The sequence below is a fragment of the Aquabacter sp. DMC10 genome, from assembly GCF_056314145.1.
Genome location: NZ_JBQUYX010000004.1, coordinates 290,671 through 306,459, shown reverse-complemented (window position 1 = coordinate 306,459; position 15,789 = coordinate 290,671). Strand labels below are relative to the sequence as shown.

Annotated in this window: 10 protein-coding genes; 8 read left to right on the top strand and 2 right to left on the bottom strand. The window is 69.0% G+C overall.

What is annotated here, in order from left to right; genetic code table 11:
* Positions 1–3 precede the first annotated feature (3 nt).
* From ACT54L_RS13060 to ACT54L_RS13050, 3 genes are all read left to right on the top strand, one after another.
* Positions 4–819, top strand: coding sequence for a Pnap_2097 family protein (locus ACT54L_RS13060; protein ID WP_476086016.1), 816 nt, complete (start codon positions 4–6; stop codon positions 817–819).
* A gap of 153 nt (positions 820–972) precedes the next feature.
* Complete coding sequence (locus ACT54L_RS13055; RefSeq protein WP_476086015.1) at positions 973–1,362, top strand: DUF983 domain-containing protein; 390 nt, start codon at positions 973–975, stop codon at positions 1,360–1,362.
* Between the two features lie 77 nt (positions 1,363–1,439).
* Positions 1,440–2,819, top strand: coding sequence for an aminotransferase-like domain-containing protein (locus tag ACT54L_RS13050; protein WP_476086014.1), 1,380 nt, complete (start codon positions 1,440–1,442; stop codon positions 2,817–2,819).
* A gap of 7 nt (positions 2,820–2,826) precedes the next feature.
* Here ACT54L_RS13050 and ACT54L_RS13045 read toward each other — a convergent pair whose 3' ends face one another.
* Positions 2,827–3,525, bottom strand: a complete 699-nt coding sequence (locus tag ACT54L_RS13045) for a GntR family transcriptional regulator (RefSeq protein ID WP_476086013.1) — start codon at positions 3,523–3,525, stop codon at positions 2,827–2,829.
* A 450-nt stretch (positions 3,526–3,975) separates the two neighbouring features.
* Here ACT54L_RS13045 and ACT54L_RS13040 point away from each other — a divergent pair, with 450 nt between their 5' ends.
* The 4 genes from ACT54L_RS13040 to ACT54L_RS13025 all read left to right on the top strand — a co-directional run bounded on the left by ACT54L_RS13040 (position 3,976) and on the right by ACT54L_RS13025 (position 10,193).
* The gene (locus tag ACT54L_RS13040; protein WP_476086012.1) at positions 3,976–5,169 is read left to right on the top strand and encodes an ABC transporter substrate-binding protein; all 1,194 of its coding nucleotides are present in this window, start codon (positions 3,976–3,978) and stop codon (positions 5,167–5,169) included.
* A 431-nt stretch (positions 5,170–5,600) separates the two neighbouring features.
* Complete coding sequence (locus ACT54L_RS13035) at positions 5,601–6,470, top strand: branched-chain amino acid ABC transporter permease (RefSeq protein WP_476086345.1); 870 nt, start codon at positions 5,601–5,603, stop codon at positions 6,468–6,470.
* A 1-nt stretch (position 6,471) separates the two neighbouring features.
* Complete coding sequence (locus tag ACT54L_RS13030; RefSeq protein ID WP_476086011.1) at positions 6,472–8,922, top strand: branched-chain amino acid ABC transporter ATP-binding protein/permease; 2,451 nt, start codon at positions 6,472–6,474, stop codon at positions 8,920–8,922.
* 38 nt (positions 8,923–8,960) lie between these two features.
* Complete coding sequence (locus tag ACT54L_RS13025) at positions 8,961–10,193, top strand: amidohydrolase family protein (protein WP_476086010.1); 1,233 nt, start codon at positions 8,961–8,963, stop codon at positions 10,191–10,193.
* A gap of 4 nt (positions 10,194–10,197) precedes the next feature.
* On the opposite strand, the gene ACT54L_RS13020 is transcribed toward ACT54L_RS13025, so the two are convergent.
* Positions 10,198–12,483: a transglycosylase domain-containing protein gene (locus tag ACT54L_RS13020; protein ID WP_476086009.1), complete on the bottom strand. Its 2,286-nt coding sequence runs from the start codon at positions 12,481–12,483 to the stop codon at positions 10,198–10,200.
* A gap of 488 nt (positions 12,484–12,971) precedes the next feature.
* On the opposite strand from ACT54L_RS13020, the gene ACT54L_RS13015 reads away from it, so the two are divergent.
* Entirely contained in the window at positions 12,972–15,776 is a 2,805-nt protein-coding gene (locus ACT54L_RS13015) for a [protein-PII] uridylyltransferase (RefSeq protein WP_476086008.1), read from the top strand.
* The last annotated feature ends 13 nt before the right edge of the window (positions 15,777–15,789 follow it).

Here is a 15,789-nt window from a genome sequence, read left to right as displayed (position 1 = left end):
CACATGAGCCTCCTGCCTCCGCCCTCCCGCCTCGTGACCGATCCCGGGCTTGCCGGATCGGTGCATCTGGGCATGCCCCATCTGGTCCCCGGCGGCCTGTCGGAGACCTGGCTGCTGCGGCATCTGGGCGATGTGCATTGGCAGATGCTGGCCCGCCAATTGGGCTGCGCCCCCTCCCGCATCACCGACCGCACCGGCGCGCGCGTCTATGCCGCCTTCCGGCATGTGGCGCTGGAAGGACTGCACCTGGATGCCGCGCGGGAGGACGGACGCCTGGAGACGCGCTCCCATTTGTGGCGGCTCTCGCGCACCCAGGTGCTCAGCCGCCATGCCTTGGCGCTGAACGGGGTGGCGGCGGGCAGCGCGACCCTGGTCTCCGCCTTTGTGCGGCGGGAGGCGGCGAGCAACCACCGCATCTGCCGCGTGGAAGTGCCGGGGCTGGCGGACCTGCCCGCCTGGGATGGCGCCCGGCCGCCCCCCTTCCCGCCGGGCGATGCGCCGCCGGGGGCGCGCCTCACCTTCACCCCGTGCCCGGCGGAGGACTTCAACGGCGCCGGATTCCTGTATTTTTCCAGCTATGTGGGGCTGGCGGAGCGGGGCCTCTTCGCCCACGCCCCGCGCCTGGCATGCACCAACACCACGCGCCAGCGGATCATCACCTATCACGGCAACATCGACCCCGGCGACGCGGTTGAGATCCTCACCCACCTGGCGGACGACCCCCGGGGTGGACGGATCTGCACCACCCAGCTGGTGAGGGTGACGGATGGCATGAGGCTGGCGCAAATGGTGACGCTCAAGGCCAGCGCCTTGCCCTGAACGCGGGTCTGCCTCCAGCCGATTGTATGGCAATCACTGTTTACAACGGCCGAATGTATGGATTAAAAAGCATACATACGCGGCGCCAGAGGTGCACAGCCGGACACCGGCCCACCTCTCCCTGAGAAGGAGCAGGCGCCCACGGAGGATTGCATGTCCCAGCACCGCCATTGGCCGCCTCTCTCCCCCATGCAGGTGGGCCTGCGCGGCCGCTGCCCCCGCTGCGGCGAGGGCAAGCTGTTCAACGGCTTCCTGACTCTGCGCAAGTCCTGCGACGTGTGCGGCCTGGACTATTCCTTCGCCGACCCCGCCGATGGCCCGGCCTTCTTCGTCATCTGCTTTGCCTGCATTCCCTCGGTTGTGTTCGGCATCTGGATCGAGGTGGCCTATGCGGCGCCCTATTGGGTGCATCTGGTCACCACCTTGCCGGTGATGCTGCTTACCTGCATCCCACCCTTGCGACCGCTGAAGGGATGGCTGGTGGCCAGCCAATATTATTACAAGGCCGAGGAAGGCCGCCGCGTGCTGCGGGGGGAAGGCTGAGCTTCCGCAGTGCCTCCATGCATGTTAGCAAAATGTAGGGATCGCGGCGCCGGCAGACGCGGCGGGGGAGAGGACGCATGTGGCACCCCAGGCTGCTGGCGGGCGCGCGACTGAAATATCTCGGCATTGTCGATGCGCTGGAGGCGGACATCCGCTCCGGCCGGGTGGCGCGCGGCGACCGCCTGCCGCCCCAGCGCGCCATCGCCGAGGCCCTCGACGTGGACCTCACCACCGTCACACGCGCCTTCAACGAGGCGCGCCGGCGGGGTCTGGTGGACGCCCAGGCCGGGCGCGGCACCTTCGTGAGCGAGGCGCTTTCGGTGCCGGGCGAAATGCCTGCGCCCCGCCCACTCATCGACCTCAGCATGAACATTCCGCCCCAGCCGGAGGAGGCGCAATTCGCCCGCCGCATTCCCGAGGCCATGGCGAGCCTGCTGGCCGGCCCGCGCGGCCTCCTGATCCTGCACTACCAGGACAGTACGGGCACGCCCGCCGATCGCGCGGCCGGCGCCCGCTGGCTCTCCGGCCGGCTGCCCGATGTGACGGCGGAGCGCCTGGTGGTGGCGGGCGGGGCGCAATGCGCGCTGTTTGCGGTCTGTGACGCCCTGCTGAAGCCCGGCGATGTGCTGCTGGCCGGCGAGGTCACCTATCCCGGCCTGAAGGCCGTGGCCGCCCAACGGGGCCTGCGCCTCCTGCCGCTGGCCATGGATGGGGACGGCATCCGCCCCGAGGCGGTGGAAGCGGCCTGCACGGCGGGCACGCCCCGCGCGCTCTATGTGATCCCCACCCTCGACAATCCCACCACCGCGACCTTGCCCGCAGCCCGCCGGCAGGCGCTGGCGGACCTCGCCCGCCGGCACGACCTGGCTGTCATCGAGGACGATCCCTATGCCCCGCTCTGCCCGGCGCATATTCCGGCCCTGGCGGCGCTGGCGCCTGAGCGCAGCTGGCACATCGCCACCCTCTCCAAATGCGCCACGCCGGCCTTGCGCACCGCCTATGTGGTGGCGCCCGAGGCGCGCGCGGCGGAGCAGCTCGCGGGCATATTGCGCGCCACCAGCCTGATGGCGCCCCCGCTCATGACGGCGGTGGCAAGCCGCTGGATTCTGGATGGCACGCTGGACCTCCTCACCCGCGTCATCCGGGCGGAAAACACGGCCCGCCAGGCGCTTGCGCGGGCGGCGCTGAAGGGCCACGCCTTCGCCGCCGATCCCCATGGCCACCATGTGTGGCTGCGCCTGCCCGCCTATTGGCGGGCCGCGGATTTTGCTGAACATGCGGACCGGGCGGGGGTGTCCATCGTCGCCGGCTCCGCCTTTGCCATCGGCACCCCGGGGGAAGAGGCGGTGCGGCTGTCGCTTGGCGTCGCGCCGGATCGCGGCGCGCTGGAGGACGGCCTCGCCTTGCTCGCCGGCCTGCTGGCCCGCCCGGCGGCGCCGCTGCGGGTGGTGGTGTGAGAGCCCGCTAGGCGCCCCGCGAGGCGTCCGCATAAGGCGCGAGGAGGTCGCGCAGGATGCGGTCCTTGTCGCGGCCGGCGGTCTCGATGGCGCGGGTGAGCACGGCCTCCAGATGGTCGTGCATGAGATGTTCCAGCCGGTCCCGGTCGCCGGAGACGAGGCAGGCGACCAGATCGCGATGCTCCTGCACCGAGCAATCGGTCCAGCGCGGGCGGCCATAAAGGCCGAGGATCAGCGCACTGCGGCCAACCAATTGGCGCATGTAGCGGGCGAGCAGAGGCGAGCCGGTCATCTCGGCCAGCACCAGATGGAACTCGGCGGCATGGCGGATATATTCCGGCCGGCCTTCCCGGTGCGCCTTTTCCTCCGCCGTGATCTGGGCGTCCAGGCGCTTCACCTGGGCGGGGGTGAGGTTGCCGCACAGGCGGCGGATGACCAATTGCTCCACATCCTGCCGGACGCTGAAGAGATCCCGCGCCTCTTCCAGCGACGGCTTGGCGACGGTGGCGCCGCGATTGGGGCGGATGTCCACCAGTTCTTCACTGGCCAGGAGTTCCAGGGCGCGACGCACCACCGTGCGGCTGGCGCCGAACTGCTCGCCAATGGCATCCTCGGGAAGCTTCATGCCCGGCTGGAGCACCTGCTCCAATATGGCGAGGCGCAGGCCCGCATAGATCGCGTCGACTCGCTCGCCCCGCTGCTTCATCTGGGTCTCCATTCCACCTTTGAATGGCACGAGAGCGGTTCGGGCTCAAGATCAGAGAAAATCGTATACGATATTGACGCGCCTTTTCGTGCACCTCCTCGCGCCGTCATGCCCGGGCTTGTCCTGGGCATCCACGCCTCTCCGCCGGGGAGGACCTGTTTCGGTCAGACCAAACCAATCCCCGTGGATGGCCGGGACAAGCCCGGCCATGACAGTGTGAGGGAGGCCCACACTAGGCGCCTCGTGCCGCATGACGGGGCCTCGCGCTAAAATCGTATACGATTTTGACTATCCTTCGTGCACAAAATGCCCAATCCTTGGGCGATTGGGAGCGCGAAGCTGCCCCCATCCGCCCATCCCTCCGGCACGGGCCCAGCGAGTCCAGTGCTGGCGCCCCCTGGCACGATGCTTGCGGAAGGGGATGCGACGTCCGGGAGAGGAGTGATCCCCATGAGCAGGTCCTCGCAGCATCGAAAGTTTCCCGCCTTCACCCGCCGCGCCGCCATGCTCGGCCTTGGCGCCGCCTTGGTGATGGGCGGTGCGGCCCGCGCCGACGACACCATCAAGGTGGGCCTCGTCGCCGCCCTCTCCGGCCAGTCCGCCAAGTCCGGCGAGGCCATCACGCGCGGCCTGGAAGTGGCCATCGACGAGATCAACGGCGCCGGCGGCGTGCTCGGCAAGAAGATCGAGCTGATCCGCCGCGACGACGAGAGCAACCCCGCCAAGGGCGTGGTGGCCGCCCGCGAGCTGGTGCAGAAGGAGAAGGTCGCGGCCTTCTTCGGCGGCATCGACACGCCGGTGTCGCTGGCCATCGTGCCCTTCGCCAACCAGGCGAAAGTGCCCTTCATCGGTGTCTGGGCGGCGGGCACCGCCATCACCCGCAATGGCGCGGCGGAAAACTACGTGTTCCGCGTCTCGGCCGTGGACGAACTGGTCGACCAGGCCATGATCGATTACGGCATGAAGACCTACAAAACCAAGAAGCCCGGCCTCATGCTCATCAACAATCCCTGGGGCGAGGGCAATGAGAAGGGCCTGAAAGCCGCGGCCGCCGCCAACAACCTCTCCGTCGCCGGCGCCGAAAAGTTCGACAATAACGACGTGGACATGGTGCCCCAGCTCACCCGCCTGAAGGAGGCGGGCGCCGACACCATCTTCCTCGTCGCCAACGTCCAGCCCGCCGCGCAGGTGGTCAAATCGCTCGATCGCATGGGCTGGGACGTGCCGGTGGTCTCCCATTGGGGCCCGGCGGGCGGCCGCTTCACGGAACTGGGCGGCCCGAGCGCGGAAAAGGTGCGGATGGTCCAGACCTATTCCTTCTCGGGCAACCTCTCCAAGAAGGGCGAGGTGGTGCTAGCGGCGCTGAAGACCAAGTATCCGCAGATCACCACGCTCGCCGACGTGACCCCGGCGGTGGGCATCGCCAATGCCTATGACGCCATGCACCTGCTGGCGCTGGCCATCGCCAAGGCCGGCACCACCGACGGCCCGGCGCTGCGCAAGGCCTTCTACGAGATCGGCACCTATGAGGGTCTCATCAAGACCTACTCGAAGCCCTTCTCGCCGGAGAACCAGGATGCGCTCTCCAAGGACGACTACATGTTCACTCACTTCAAGGGCGCCGAGATCGTGCCCGTGAACTGAGGACCTCGCACCCCCTGCCCCCTCTCCCGCTCGCGGGGGAGGGATGGGGAGGGGGCAAAGACCAGGAGAACGGCGGGCCTGCCGGGAACGACGCCCCCCTCCCTGCCCTCCCCCGCAAGCGGGAGAGGGTGAAATTGGAGAGGGCGCACGGGGCTGGTGGGGCGCATCGCCTGCAAGGCCGCGGCACCGGGATGAACGGCAGCCCCCCGCACACCCTTCCCCCTCTCCCGCTCGCGGGGGAGGGATGGGGAGGGGACAAGGACCAGGAGGACGGCGGGTCTACCGAGAACGCCCCCTCCCTGCCCTCCCCCGCAAGCGGGAGAGGGTGAAATCGAAGCGGGCCCACCAAGAGGCCAGACGGCTTGTCTGAAACAAGCCGACCCCAAGGGCGAAGACCGCCCGCCACCGACAAGAACGAGGACCCCCGCATGCTGATCGTCTCCGCCTTGGTCTCCGGCCTCTCGCTTGGGGCCATGTATGGGCTGATCGCGCTCGGCTACCACGTCACCTATGCGGTCTCGAACACCGTCAACTTCTCCCAGGGCTCCTCGGTGATGCTCGGGGCCGTGCTCTGCTACACCCTGTGGGTGACGCTGGGCGCGCCGCTGGCCGTGGCGATCATCGGCGCGCTGGCCTTGGCGGCGCTGTTCGGGCTGGTGGTGGAGCGCTTTCTCGTCCGCCCCTTCGCGGCGCGCGGCTCCAATGCCTGGCTCATGGCCACGGTGGCGGGCGGCATCATCCTCGACAATGCGGTGATGTTCACCTTCGGCAAGGAGCCCCGCTCCCTGCCCTCCCTGCTCGCCACCAAGCCGGTGAGCCTGTTCGGCGCCGGCGTCTATCCGCTCCAGCTTATCATCCCAGTCGTGGGCATCGCCATTGCCGCCGGCCTCCACGTGCTGCTGCGCCACACCAAGGCGGGCAAGCGCCTCCTGGCGGTGGTGCAGAACCCGTCCGCCGCCCGCCTCATGGGCATCGACGTGAAGCGCGCCATCGCGCTGTCCTTTGCCGCCTCGGCCGTGCTGGCGGCGGTGGCGGGCATGCTGATCGCGCCGCTCCTGTCGGTGGCCTCCGACATGGGGCTGATGTTCGGCATCAAGGCGTTCGCGGTGGCGATCCTGGGCGGCATTGGCTCGGCCACGGGCATCATGGTGGCGGGCTTCCTTTATGGCCTCGCCGAGGCGCTCATCACCGCCTATCTGGGCTCGTCCTACACCCAGATCCTGGTCTTCTCGGCGGTCATCGCCGCCCTCGCCTTCCTGCCCAATGGCCTGTTCGGCCGGGCTGCCGTGAAGAAGGTGTGAGATGGGACGCTTCTTCCTGCCCCTCGCCATCCTCCTCGGCGCCAGCGCCGTCGCCGCCTTCTGTTTCGTGGCGGAGAGCTACACGCTGTTCGTCATCGCGCTCATCGCGCTCACCGTGATCGTGGGCGTCGGGCTCAACATCCTCCTGGGCCTCGCAGGGCAGGTGTCGCTGGGCCATGTGGGCTTCTATGCCATCGGCGCCTATGTGGAAGGCATCTTGATCCTGAAGGGCTGGGACTTCTTCGCCGCCCTGCCGCTGGCGGTGCTGGTGGCGGCGGCGCTGGGTGCGCTCCTGGCGCTGCCGGCGCTCCGGGTGTCCGGGCCCTATCTGGCCATGGTCACCATCGCCTTCGCCTTCATCGTCGAGCATGCGCTGATCGAGTGGAAGGACGGCACCGGCGGCGCCAACGGCCTCATGGGCATCCTGCCGCCGGTGGTGGGTCCCATCATGTTCGCCGAGCGGGAAATGGCGCTGCTGGCACTTTTCCTCGCCACTCTATGCCTTCTCGGCTTCTGGGCCTTGGCGGGCAGCCGGCTCGGGCGCGCCATGCGGGCAGTGCGCGACAGCGAGGTGGCCGCGCAATCCGTGGGCCTCAATCCCGTGAGCCTGAAGACGCTGGCCTTTGCCCTTTCGGCGGCATTGGCGGGGCTGGCGGGGGCGGTGTTCGCGCCGCTCCTCATGTTCATCAGCCCCGGCTCGTTTCCCTTCTCCCAGTCCATCCTGTTCCTGTTCGCCGTGGTGCTGGGCGGGGCGGGAACCGTGCTCGGCCCGGTGCTGGGCGCGCTGGTGGTGGCGGGCCTGCCGGAACTGCTTTCGGGCCTCGCCGAATATCGCCTGCTGCTGTTCGGCGCGCTGCTCCTCGCGGTGCTGTGGATCGCGCCCGAGGGCATTGTGGGCCTCCTCGCCCGTCTGCGCCGGCCCGATCCGCGCCCGGCGCGCGACGGCCTGCCCGTGCCCACGTCCTGGCTGAGGCCTGAGAATGGTGCCCCGCTCCGGGTGGAGGGGCTCGGCATCTCCTTCGGCGGGGTGAAGGCGGCGGCGGGGGTGAGCCTTGAGGCGCAGCCCAGGGCGGTGACCTCTGTCATCGGCCCGAACGGGGCCGGCAAGACCACCGTGCTCAACATGATCGGCGGCTTCTACCGGCCCGATGCCGGCTCCATCCGCCTGGGCGAGGGGGCGGACCTCGCGGGCGCGCCAGCCTATCAGGTGGCCCGCGCCGGCATCGCCCGCACCTACCAGACCACCCAGCTGTTCGGCACGCTCTCGGTGCTGGAAAACGTCCGCATTGCCGGCGCCGATGCCGCCACCGCCGAGGCGCTGCTGGCCTTCGTGGGCTATGCCGGCGCGCTGGCCGCCCGTGCCGACGATTTGCCCCATGTGGACCGTCGCCTGGTGGAGATCGCCCGGGCGCTGGCCACCCGTCCCCGCGTGCTGCTGCTGGACGAGCCCGCCGCCGGCCTGATGCGGGCGGACAAGGATGCCCTGAGCGGGCTTTTGCGGCGCATCGCGGACGCCGGCATCGCGGTCATCCTGGTGGAGCATGACATGGCCATGGTCATGGGCATTTCCGACCATGTGGTGGTGCTGGATGCGGGGCGCCCCATCGCCGCCGGCGCGCCCGCCGCCATCCGCGAGAACCCGCAGGTGATCGCCGCCTATCTGGGCGGCACGCAGACCCGCGCCCGGGGCCGCGCGGCGCCCTGGGACGGGCCACGCGACGCCGTGCTCACCGCACTCCGCCTCACCGCCGGCTATGGCGCCGCCCCGGTGCTGGAAGACGTGGGGATCGAGGTGCGGCCGGGCGAACTGGTGGCGCTGCTCGGCGCCAATGGCGCGGGAAAGTCCACCGCCATGAAGGCGCTCACCGGCCTGCTGCGGCCGGTCTCCGGCGACATCGTGCTGAAAGACGTGCGCATCTCGTCTCTGTCGGCCCACCGCATTGCCCGCATGGGCCTCGCCTTGGTGCCGGAGGGTCGGCAGGTGTTTCCCGAACTCAGCGTGCGCGACAACATCCTCCTGGGCGCCACGTCCCGCCGGGATGCGCCCGATGCCGCTACCCTGGAGCGCGACCTTGCCGCCCAGCTCGCCCGCTTCCCGCGCCTGAAGGAGCGCATCGCCAGCCGGGCGGGTCTCCTCTCGGGCGGCGAGCAGCAGATGCTGGCTTTGGCGCGCGGCCTGATGGCGAAGCCCGACATCCTCCTGCTGGACGAGCCTTCGCTGGGCCTTGCCCCGGCCATCATCAATGAGGTGTTCGACGTGCTCGCCGAGCTGCGCGAGGAGGGCGTGACCATCCTCCTCGTCGACCAGATGGCCGCCCTCGCCCTCACCGTCGCCGACCGCGCCTATGTGCTGGAAAGCGGGCGGGTGGTGAAGGCCGGCAGCGCGGCGGAGCTGACCGGCGATGCCGCGCTCGAGGCCGCCTATCTCGGCGCCAAGCCCGCCGCCCAATAGGTCCCGGCGGCCCACTCGATTTCAAGGAGCCCTTTCCCATGAGCCTCGATCATATCTTCCGCAATGCGCGCGTCGCCGGCCGCGAGGACACCCTTGTCGACATCGGCATCAAGGACGGCCGCTTCGCCGCCATCGAGGTGAAGCTGGAGGCGGATGGGCCGCAGGAGGATCTGGGCGGCCGGCTTGTGGTGCCCGGCTTCTGCGAGACCCACATTCACCTCGACAAGTCCTGCCTGCTCGGCCGCTGTCAGTGCCAGAAGGGCACGCTGGACGAGGCCATCGCGGCGGTCGCCGCAGCCAAGAAGGGCTTCACGGAGGAGGACGTGTATGACCGCGCCTCCCGCACGCTGGAAAAGGCCATCCTCCAGGGCACCCAGCGCATGCGCACCCATGTGGAAGTGGACCCGCGCATCGGTCTCACCTCGGTGAAGGCGCTGTTGAAGCTGAAGCAGGCCTATGCCTGGGCCATCGACCTGAAGCTCTGCGTCTTCCCGCAGGAGGGCCTCTTGGACGATCCCGGCTGCGAGGAGGTGATGGTGGCCGCATTGGAGGCCGGCGCCGATGTGGTGGGTGGGGCGCCCTATATGGACAAGGACAGCCACGGCCAGATCGCCCGCATTTTCGCGCTCGCCCAGCGCTTCAACGTGGACATCGACTTCCACCTGGATTTCGGGCTCGACCCCTCGCACCTGGATCTCTTGGAAGTCTGCCGACTGGCGGAAGAGACCGGCTGGAGCGGGCGGGTGGCCATCGGCCATGTGACCAAGCTTTCCGCCGTGCCCGAACCCCGTCTCCTGGAGTTGGGCAAGCGCCTCGCCGAGGCCGGGGTGGCGCTCACCGCCCTGCCCTCCACCGACCTGTTCCTGATCGGCCGTGAATACGACCACAATGTCCCGCGCGGCGTGGCGCTGGCGCACAAGCTGAAGGAAATCGGGGTCACCTGCTCGCTCTCCACCAACAATGTGCTGAACCCCTTCACCCCCTTCGGCGACTGCTCCACGGTGCGCATCGCCAACCTCTATGCCAATGTCGCCCAGGTGGGGACGCCCGCCGGCATGGCCGATTGCCTGGACATGGTGAGCGCGTCCTCCGCCAAGCTGATGAACGTTTCCGATTACGGCATTGAGGTCGGCCATCCGGCGAACCTGGTGGCGCTCGCCTGCGAGACCCGCGCCCAGGCGGTGGCGGAACTGGCCCAGCCGCTCTTCGCCATGAAGGCCGGGCGCCGCACGGTGACCCGCCCGGCGCCGACGCTCCACCAGCCGGAATAAGAGTTTATCTGCGCCCGCCCAGGAACGTATCCACGAACCAGCGGTCCAGCGTCATGGGCTCCTGCTGCTGCGGGGGCGCCTGCTGGGGGATGGAGCCGACCACGGCGGGCGGCAGATCGTCCGGCTGGCCGCCCTGCGGGAAGGGGAAGCCGAAGCCCGGCGCGCGGCCGCCGCCCGGCAGCTCGGCCACCGGAAGGCCCTGGTGCGCCACCTTCATGTAGCGGCTCCAGATCTCCGCCGGCAGATTGGCGCCGGACGCCTTCTTGGTGGGCGATGAATCGTCATTGCCCAGCCAGACGGCGGTGACATAGCGGGCGGTGTAGCCCACGAACCAGGCGTCGCGATAATCCTGCGAGGTACCGGTCTTGCCGCCCGCCTGCCAGCCGGGCAGTTCCGCCCGGCGGCCGGTGCCGGCAATGAGCACCTCCTGCATCATGCGGTTCATCTCGCCCACATATTCGGGCGCGATCACCCGTCCCGGCCCCTGCCCCGCCCGGGCATAGAGCACCTTGCCGTTGGCGGCCTTCACGTTGTCGATCACGTAGGGGATGACGCCGATGCCGCCATTGGCAAACGGCGTATAGGCCGCCGCCATTTCCAGCACCGACACCTCGGACGTGCCGAGCGCGATGGAGGGGTTGGGATCGAGGGTGGAGGTGATGCCAAGCCGCTTGGCGGTGGCGACCACCGCCTTGGGTCCCACTTCCAGCACCAGGCGCACGGAAACCGTGTTCAGCGACAGAGCGAGCGCCTGCTGCAAGGTGACCGGCCCGCGATAGTCGTGGGTGGCGTTTTCCGGCCGCCAGCCCTTCAGCTGGATGGGCGCATCCTCGCGCACCGTGTCCGGCGTGAGGCCATGCTCCAAGGCGGTCAAATAGATGAAGGGCTTGAAGGACGAGCCGGGCTGGCGGCGGGCGACGACCGCGCGGTTATATTGGCTCTCCTCATAGGACTTACCGCCCACCAGCGCCTTCACCGCCCCATCCGTGTCGAGGGAGACGAGCGCCCCCTGCCCCACGCCATACTTGCCGCCGGACTTGGCCAGCGCGTCGGTGAGCGCGGCCTGGGCGGCGCCCTGGAGGGCGGCATCGATGGTGGTGCGCACGATCACGTCGCCGGAGAGTTCGCCCACATAGGAATCCAGTTGGTCCATGACCCAGTCGGCCACATAGCCGGAGGAATCGGGCGCCGCCGGGCGCACGAGAACGGCGGGGCGGGAGAGCGCAGCCGCTGCCATGTCCGGCGTGATGAGCCCCTGGTCGCGCATGGCGGCCAGCACCAAGGCGGCGCGGTCCTGGGCGGCCTTCAAATTGCGGGTAGGGGCAAGGCGGGAGGGCGCATTCACGATGCCCGCCAGCATGGCCGCCTCGGCCAAGGTCACGTTGCGCGCGGACTTGCCGAAATAGCGCTGCGCGGCGGCTTCCACGCCATAGGCGCCGGCGCCGAAATAGACGCGGTTGATATAGAGGTCGAGGATCTCGTTCTTGGTGAATTTCTGCTCCAGCCAAAGCGCCAGCACCAATTCCTGGATCTTGCGCGAATAGGTGCGCTCCTGGGTCAGGAACAGGTTCTTGGCCAATTGCTGAGTCAGCGTCGAGCCGCCCTGGCGCACCCGTCGCGAGATGAGGTTGGCCGCCATGGCGCGGGCAAAGCCCTGGGGGTCGACGCCCATATGGTCGTAGAAGCGCCGGTCCTCGATGGCGATGAAGGCCTTGGGCAGATAGGCCGGCACCTCCTTCAAGGGCACCGCCGCCCCGCCCATGTCGCCGCGCGTGGCCAAGGGCTTGCCGTCCGCCGCCTGGATCATGACGGTGGGCGGGCGCTTGGGCACCATGAGGGTCTGCATGGGCGGCAGCTTGGAGGCCTCGTAGGCGATGACGCCGCCGACCACCAGCACGCCCCATACCCCCAGCACGAAGCCCCATTTGATGAAGAACCACAGGATGGACCCGCGCCGGCGGCGCGGTGCCTTCTGCGCCCGCGCGGCCTTGCCGCTGCGCGCGCCACCGCCATGTCCGCTGCCATGTCCGCTGCCCGAGCCGCGCGCCGGCTCCCGCCGAGCGCTCATGTCCGGGACCACCCGGGACGGGGGCACGCGGTCCGGCCCGTCGTCCGGCCCATCCTCCGGCGGGGCGGACAGGCGGGGCTCGGCCCGGGTGACCTGCGCGCGATCCGCCTTGCGGTCGGGCTTGCGATCAGTCTTGCGCTCCGCCCGGGGCGGCGCGCCGGCGGCGCGGTCATTGGCATCAAGGCGGATGTCGAAGCGGGCATCCGGGCGCGCGCCCAGCATGGGCTCGCGTCGTTCCCCGTCTCCGTTGCCGTTCCACGCCATGCGACTTGGTCCACCATTGTGTGACTTTCGACGCGCCGTCTCCGCCTGGATGCGCGGGGGAGCATGACGGGGCGGCCACCCGTGCGCACGCCCGGGGCCCAGTGCCACTGGAACAGCGCCACCTGGAGCGCGGCCCGGCTCTCCCGCGCCTGATTCGCCCAACGGGAGATCCGAAGGGACGGTTGGTCCCCAAAGCGCCGGATCCGTCATCACCCCCGGCGCAGGCGAAATGCGGCCCGTCCGGTTCGATGTCCCTATTCGACCTTCGATTGCGGCCATTTAAGGGGCGGTTAACGGCGCGGCCGGGGCCTTCCCCAGCGGCCCGGCGGTCAGGCGCCAGCTTCCCATGGGTCATGCCGCGCCGCGCCGTGACGGCGGGCTGTGTTTGCGTTAAAGCAAATTTCTCATCCCCCCGGGGCCAACGCCAGCAAGGTCGTCGGTATCGCATGAGTACGCAGCGGACGAACCGGTCTTCCCGCACCATCGCCGAGCCGTTCCTCGGCACCAAGATGAAGGCGGACGTCCTCGCCATCGCACGGGAGCACAAGGGGCCGGAGCCGGACCTGCGCCGCGCGGTGGTGGCGCGCATGAAGCAGGCCCTCGCCGAGGGCCGCGCCGAGGCCCAGCGCCTGCTCATGGAAGATGGGTTGGGACGCACCTGCTCCCAGCGCCTCTCCGCCCTTCAGGATGCGGTGATCGCCGCCGCCTTCGAGGTGGCGACCACCATTCTCTATCCGGTGGACAATCCCTCCCGCTCCGAGCGCATGGCGGTGGTTGCGGTGGGCGGCTATGGCCGGGGCATGATGGCGCCGGGCTCGGACACCGACATCCTGTTCGTACTGCCCTACAAACAGACCGCCTGGGGCGAGAGCGTCGCCGAGGCGGTGCTCTACATGCTGTGGGACCTGGGCCTGAAGGTGGGCCACGCCACCCGCTCGGTGGATGAGTGCCTCCGCCAGGCGCGGGCCGACATCACCATCCGCACCTCCATCCTGGAAGCCCGCTTCCTGGTGGGTGAGAAGGTGCTGTTCGAGGATCTGGAGCGTCGCTTCGATGCCGAGGTGGTGGAAGGCACCGCCGCCGAGTTCGTCGCTGCCAAGATGGCCGAGCGGGAGGAGCGCCTGCGCAAGGCCGGCTCGTCCCGCTATGTGGTGGAGCCCAACGTCAAGGACGGCAAGGGCGGCCTGCGCGACCTGCATACCCTCTTCTGGATCGCCAAATACGTCTATCGGGTGCGCTCCGCCAATGAGCTGGTGGCCAAGGGCGTGTTCACCCGCGACGAGGTGCGCCTGTTCACCCGCTGCGAGGATTTTTTGTGGTCGGTGCGCTGCCACCTGCATTTCCTCACCGGCCGGGCGGAGGAGCGCCTGTCCTTCGACCTGCAGCGGGAGATGGCCGAGCGCCTCGGCTATACCGAGCATCCCGGCCAGCGGGATGTCGAACGCTTCATGAAGCACTATTTCCTGGTGGCCAAGGAAGTGGGCGACCTCACCGCCATCCTGTCGGCGGCGCTGGAGGCGCGGCACGACAAGCCGGTGCCGGGCCTCAAGGGCATGGTGGGCCGCCTGCGCATGGGCTCCAAGCGCACGCGGCTGAAGGAAAGCCCGGATTTCGTGATCGACAATGAGCGCCTGAACGTGGCCGATGAGGCCGCCTTCGAGCGCGCGCCGATCAATCTGATCCGCATGTTCCATATCGCCGACAAGCGCGACCTCGCCTTCCATCCGGATGCGCTGCGCCTCGCCGCCCGCTCGCTCTCCCTCATCGATGGCAAGCTGCGCGAGGACGTGGAGGCCAACCGCCTGTTCCTGGAGGTGCTGTGCTCGCGCAATGCGCCCGAGACGGTGCTGCGGCGCATGAATGAGGTGGGCGTACTCGGCCGCTTCCTGCCGGAATTCGGCAAGGTTGTGGCCATGATGCAGTTCAACATGTACCACCATTATACGGTGGACGAGCATCTGCTGCGCTGCATCGGCATCCTCTCGGAGATCGAGCGCAAGACCAACCCCGAGAATGCGCTGGCCAACGAATTGATGGGCACCATCAAGCCGCGCCATTTGCTCTATGTGGCCCTCCTGCTGCACGACATCGCCAAGGGCCGCCCCGAGGACCATTCCATCGCCGGCGCCCGCGTCGCCCGCCGCATCTGCCCGCGCCTCGGCCTCACGGCGGCGGAGACGGAGACGGTGGCCTGGCTGGTGGAGCAGCACCTGGTCATGTCCACGGTCGCCCAGTCCCGCGACCTGTCCGACCGCCGCACCATCGAGAATTTCGCCGCCGTGGTGCAAAATCTCGACCGCATGAAGATGCTGCTGATCCTGACCACCGCCGACATCCGCGCGGTGGGCCCGGGCGTGTGGAACGGCTGGAAGGCGCAGCTTCTCAAGACCCTTTATTACGAGACCGAGCCGGTGCTGACCGGCGGCTTCTCGGAAGTGGATCGCGGCAAGCGCGTGCAGATCGCCCAGAACCAGTTGCGCCATGCCCTGTCGGACTGGTCGGACGAAGCGTTCGCGGCCTATGCGGCGCGCCATTATCCGCCCTATTGGCTGCGCATGGACCTGGACACCAAGGTCCGCCATGCCCGCTTCATCGCCGCCACCGAGGCCGCCGGCAAGGCGCTCTCCACCCGCGCCGACATGGAGCAGGCGCGCGGCATCACCGAATTCACCGTGCTCGCCCCCGATCATCCCAAGCTGCTGGCGGTGATCGCCGGGGCCTGCGCGGCGGCGGGCGCCAATATCGTGGACGCGCAGATCTCCACCACCACGGACGGCCTCGCGCTCGACACCATCTCGGTGCGCCGCGCCTTCGACCGGGACGAGGATGAGGAGCGCCGCGCGGGCCGCATCTGCGAGGCCATCGAGCAGGCGTTGACCGGCTCCGTGCGCCTGCCGGAGGTGATGGCCCGCAAGCTGCCCAAGGCCCGGCGAACCTTCACGGTGGAGCCTGAGGTGACGGTCAATAACAGCTGGTCGAACCGCCACACCGTGGTGGAGGTCTCCGGCCTCGACCGGCCTGGCCTCCTGTTCGAGCTGACCACCACGCTCTCGCGCCTCAACCTCAACATCGCCTCGGCCCACGTGGCCACCTTCGGCGAGCGGGCGGTGGACGTGTTCTATGTCACCGATTTGATGGGCGCGAAGATCACCTCCGCCGCCCGCCAGTCGGCCATCCGGCGCGCGCTCATCAGCGTGTTCGAGGGCACGTTCGACGAGGAAGAGCCCCCGCGCCGGGCGGCGCGGGGCTGATCTCTTCACCCCA

Excerpts from the sequence above, each read along its gene's own strand:
- ACT54L_RS13060 (WP_476086016.1), top strand. The coding sequence starts at position 4 with ATGAGCCTCCTGCCTCCGCCCTCCCGCCTCGTGACCGATCCCGGGCTT.
- ACT54L_RS13055 (WP_476086015.1), top strand. The coding sequence starts at position 973 with ATGTCCCAGCACCGCCATTGGCCGCCTCTCTCCCCCATGCAGGTGGGC.
- ACT54L_RS13050 (WP_476086014.1), top strand. The coding sequence starts at position 1,440 with ATGTGGCACCCCAGGCTGCTGGCGGGCGCGCGACTGAAATATCTCGGC.
- ACT54L_RS13045 (WP_476086013.1), bottom strand. The coding sequence starts at position 3,525 with ATGAAGCAGCGGGGCGAGCGAGTCGACGCGATCTATGCGGGCCTGCGC.
- ACT54L_RS13040 (WP_476086012.1), top strand. The coding sequence starts at position 3,976 with ATGAGCAGGTCCTCGCAGCATCGAAAGTTTCCCGCCTTCACCCGCCGC.
- ACT54L_RS13030 (WP_476086011.1), top strand. The coding sequence starts at position 6,472 with ATGGGACGCTTCTTCCTGCCCCTCGCCATCCTCCTCGGCGCCAGCGCC.
- ACT54L_RS13025 (WP_476086010.1), top strand. The coding sequence starts at position 8,961 with ATGAGCCTCGATCATATCTTCCGCAATGCGCGCGTCGCCGGCCGCGAG.
- ACT54L_RS13020 (WP_476086009.1), bottom strand. The coding sequence starts at position 12,483 with ATGCTGGGCGCGCGCCCGGATGCCCGCTTCGACATCCGCCTTGATGCC.
- ACT54L_RS13015 (WP_476086008.1), top strand. The coding sequence starts at position 12,972 with ATGAGTACGCAGCGGACGAACCGGTCTTCCCGCACCATCGCCGAGCCG.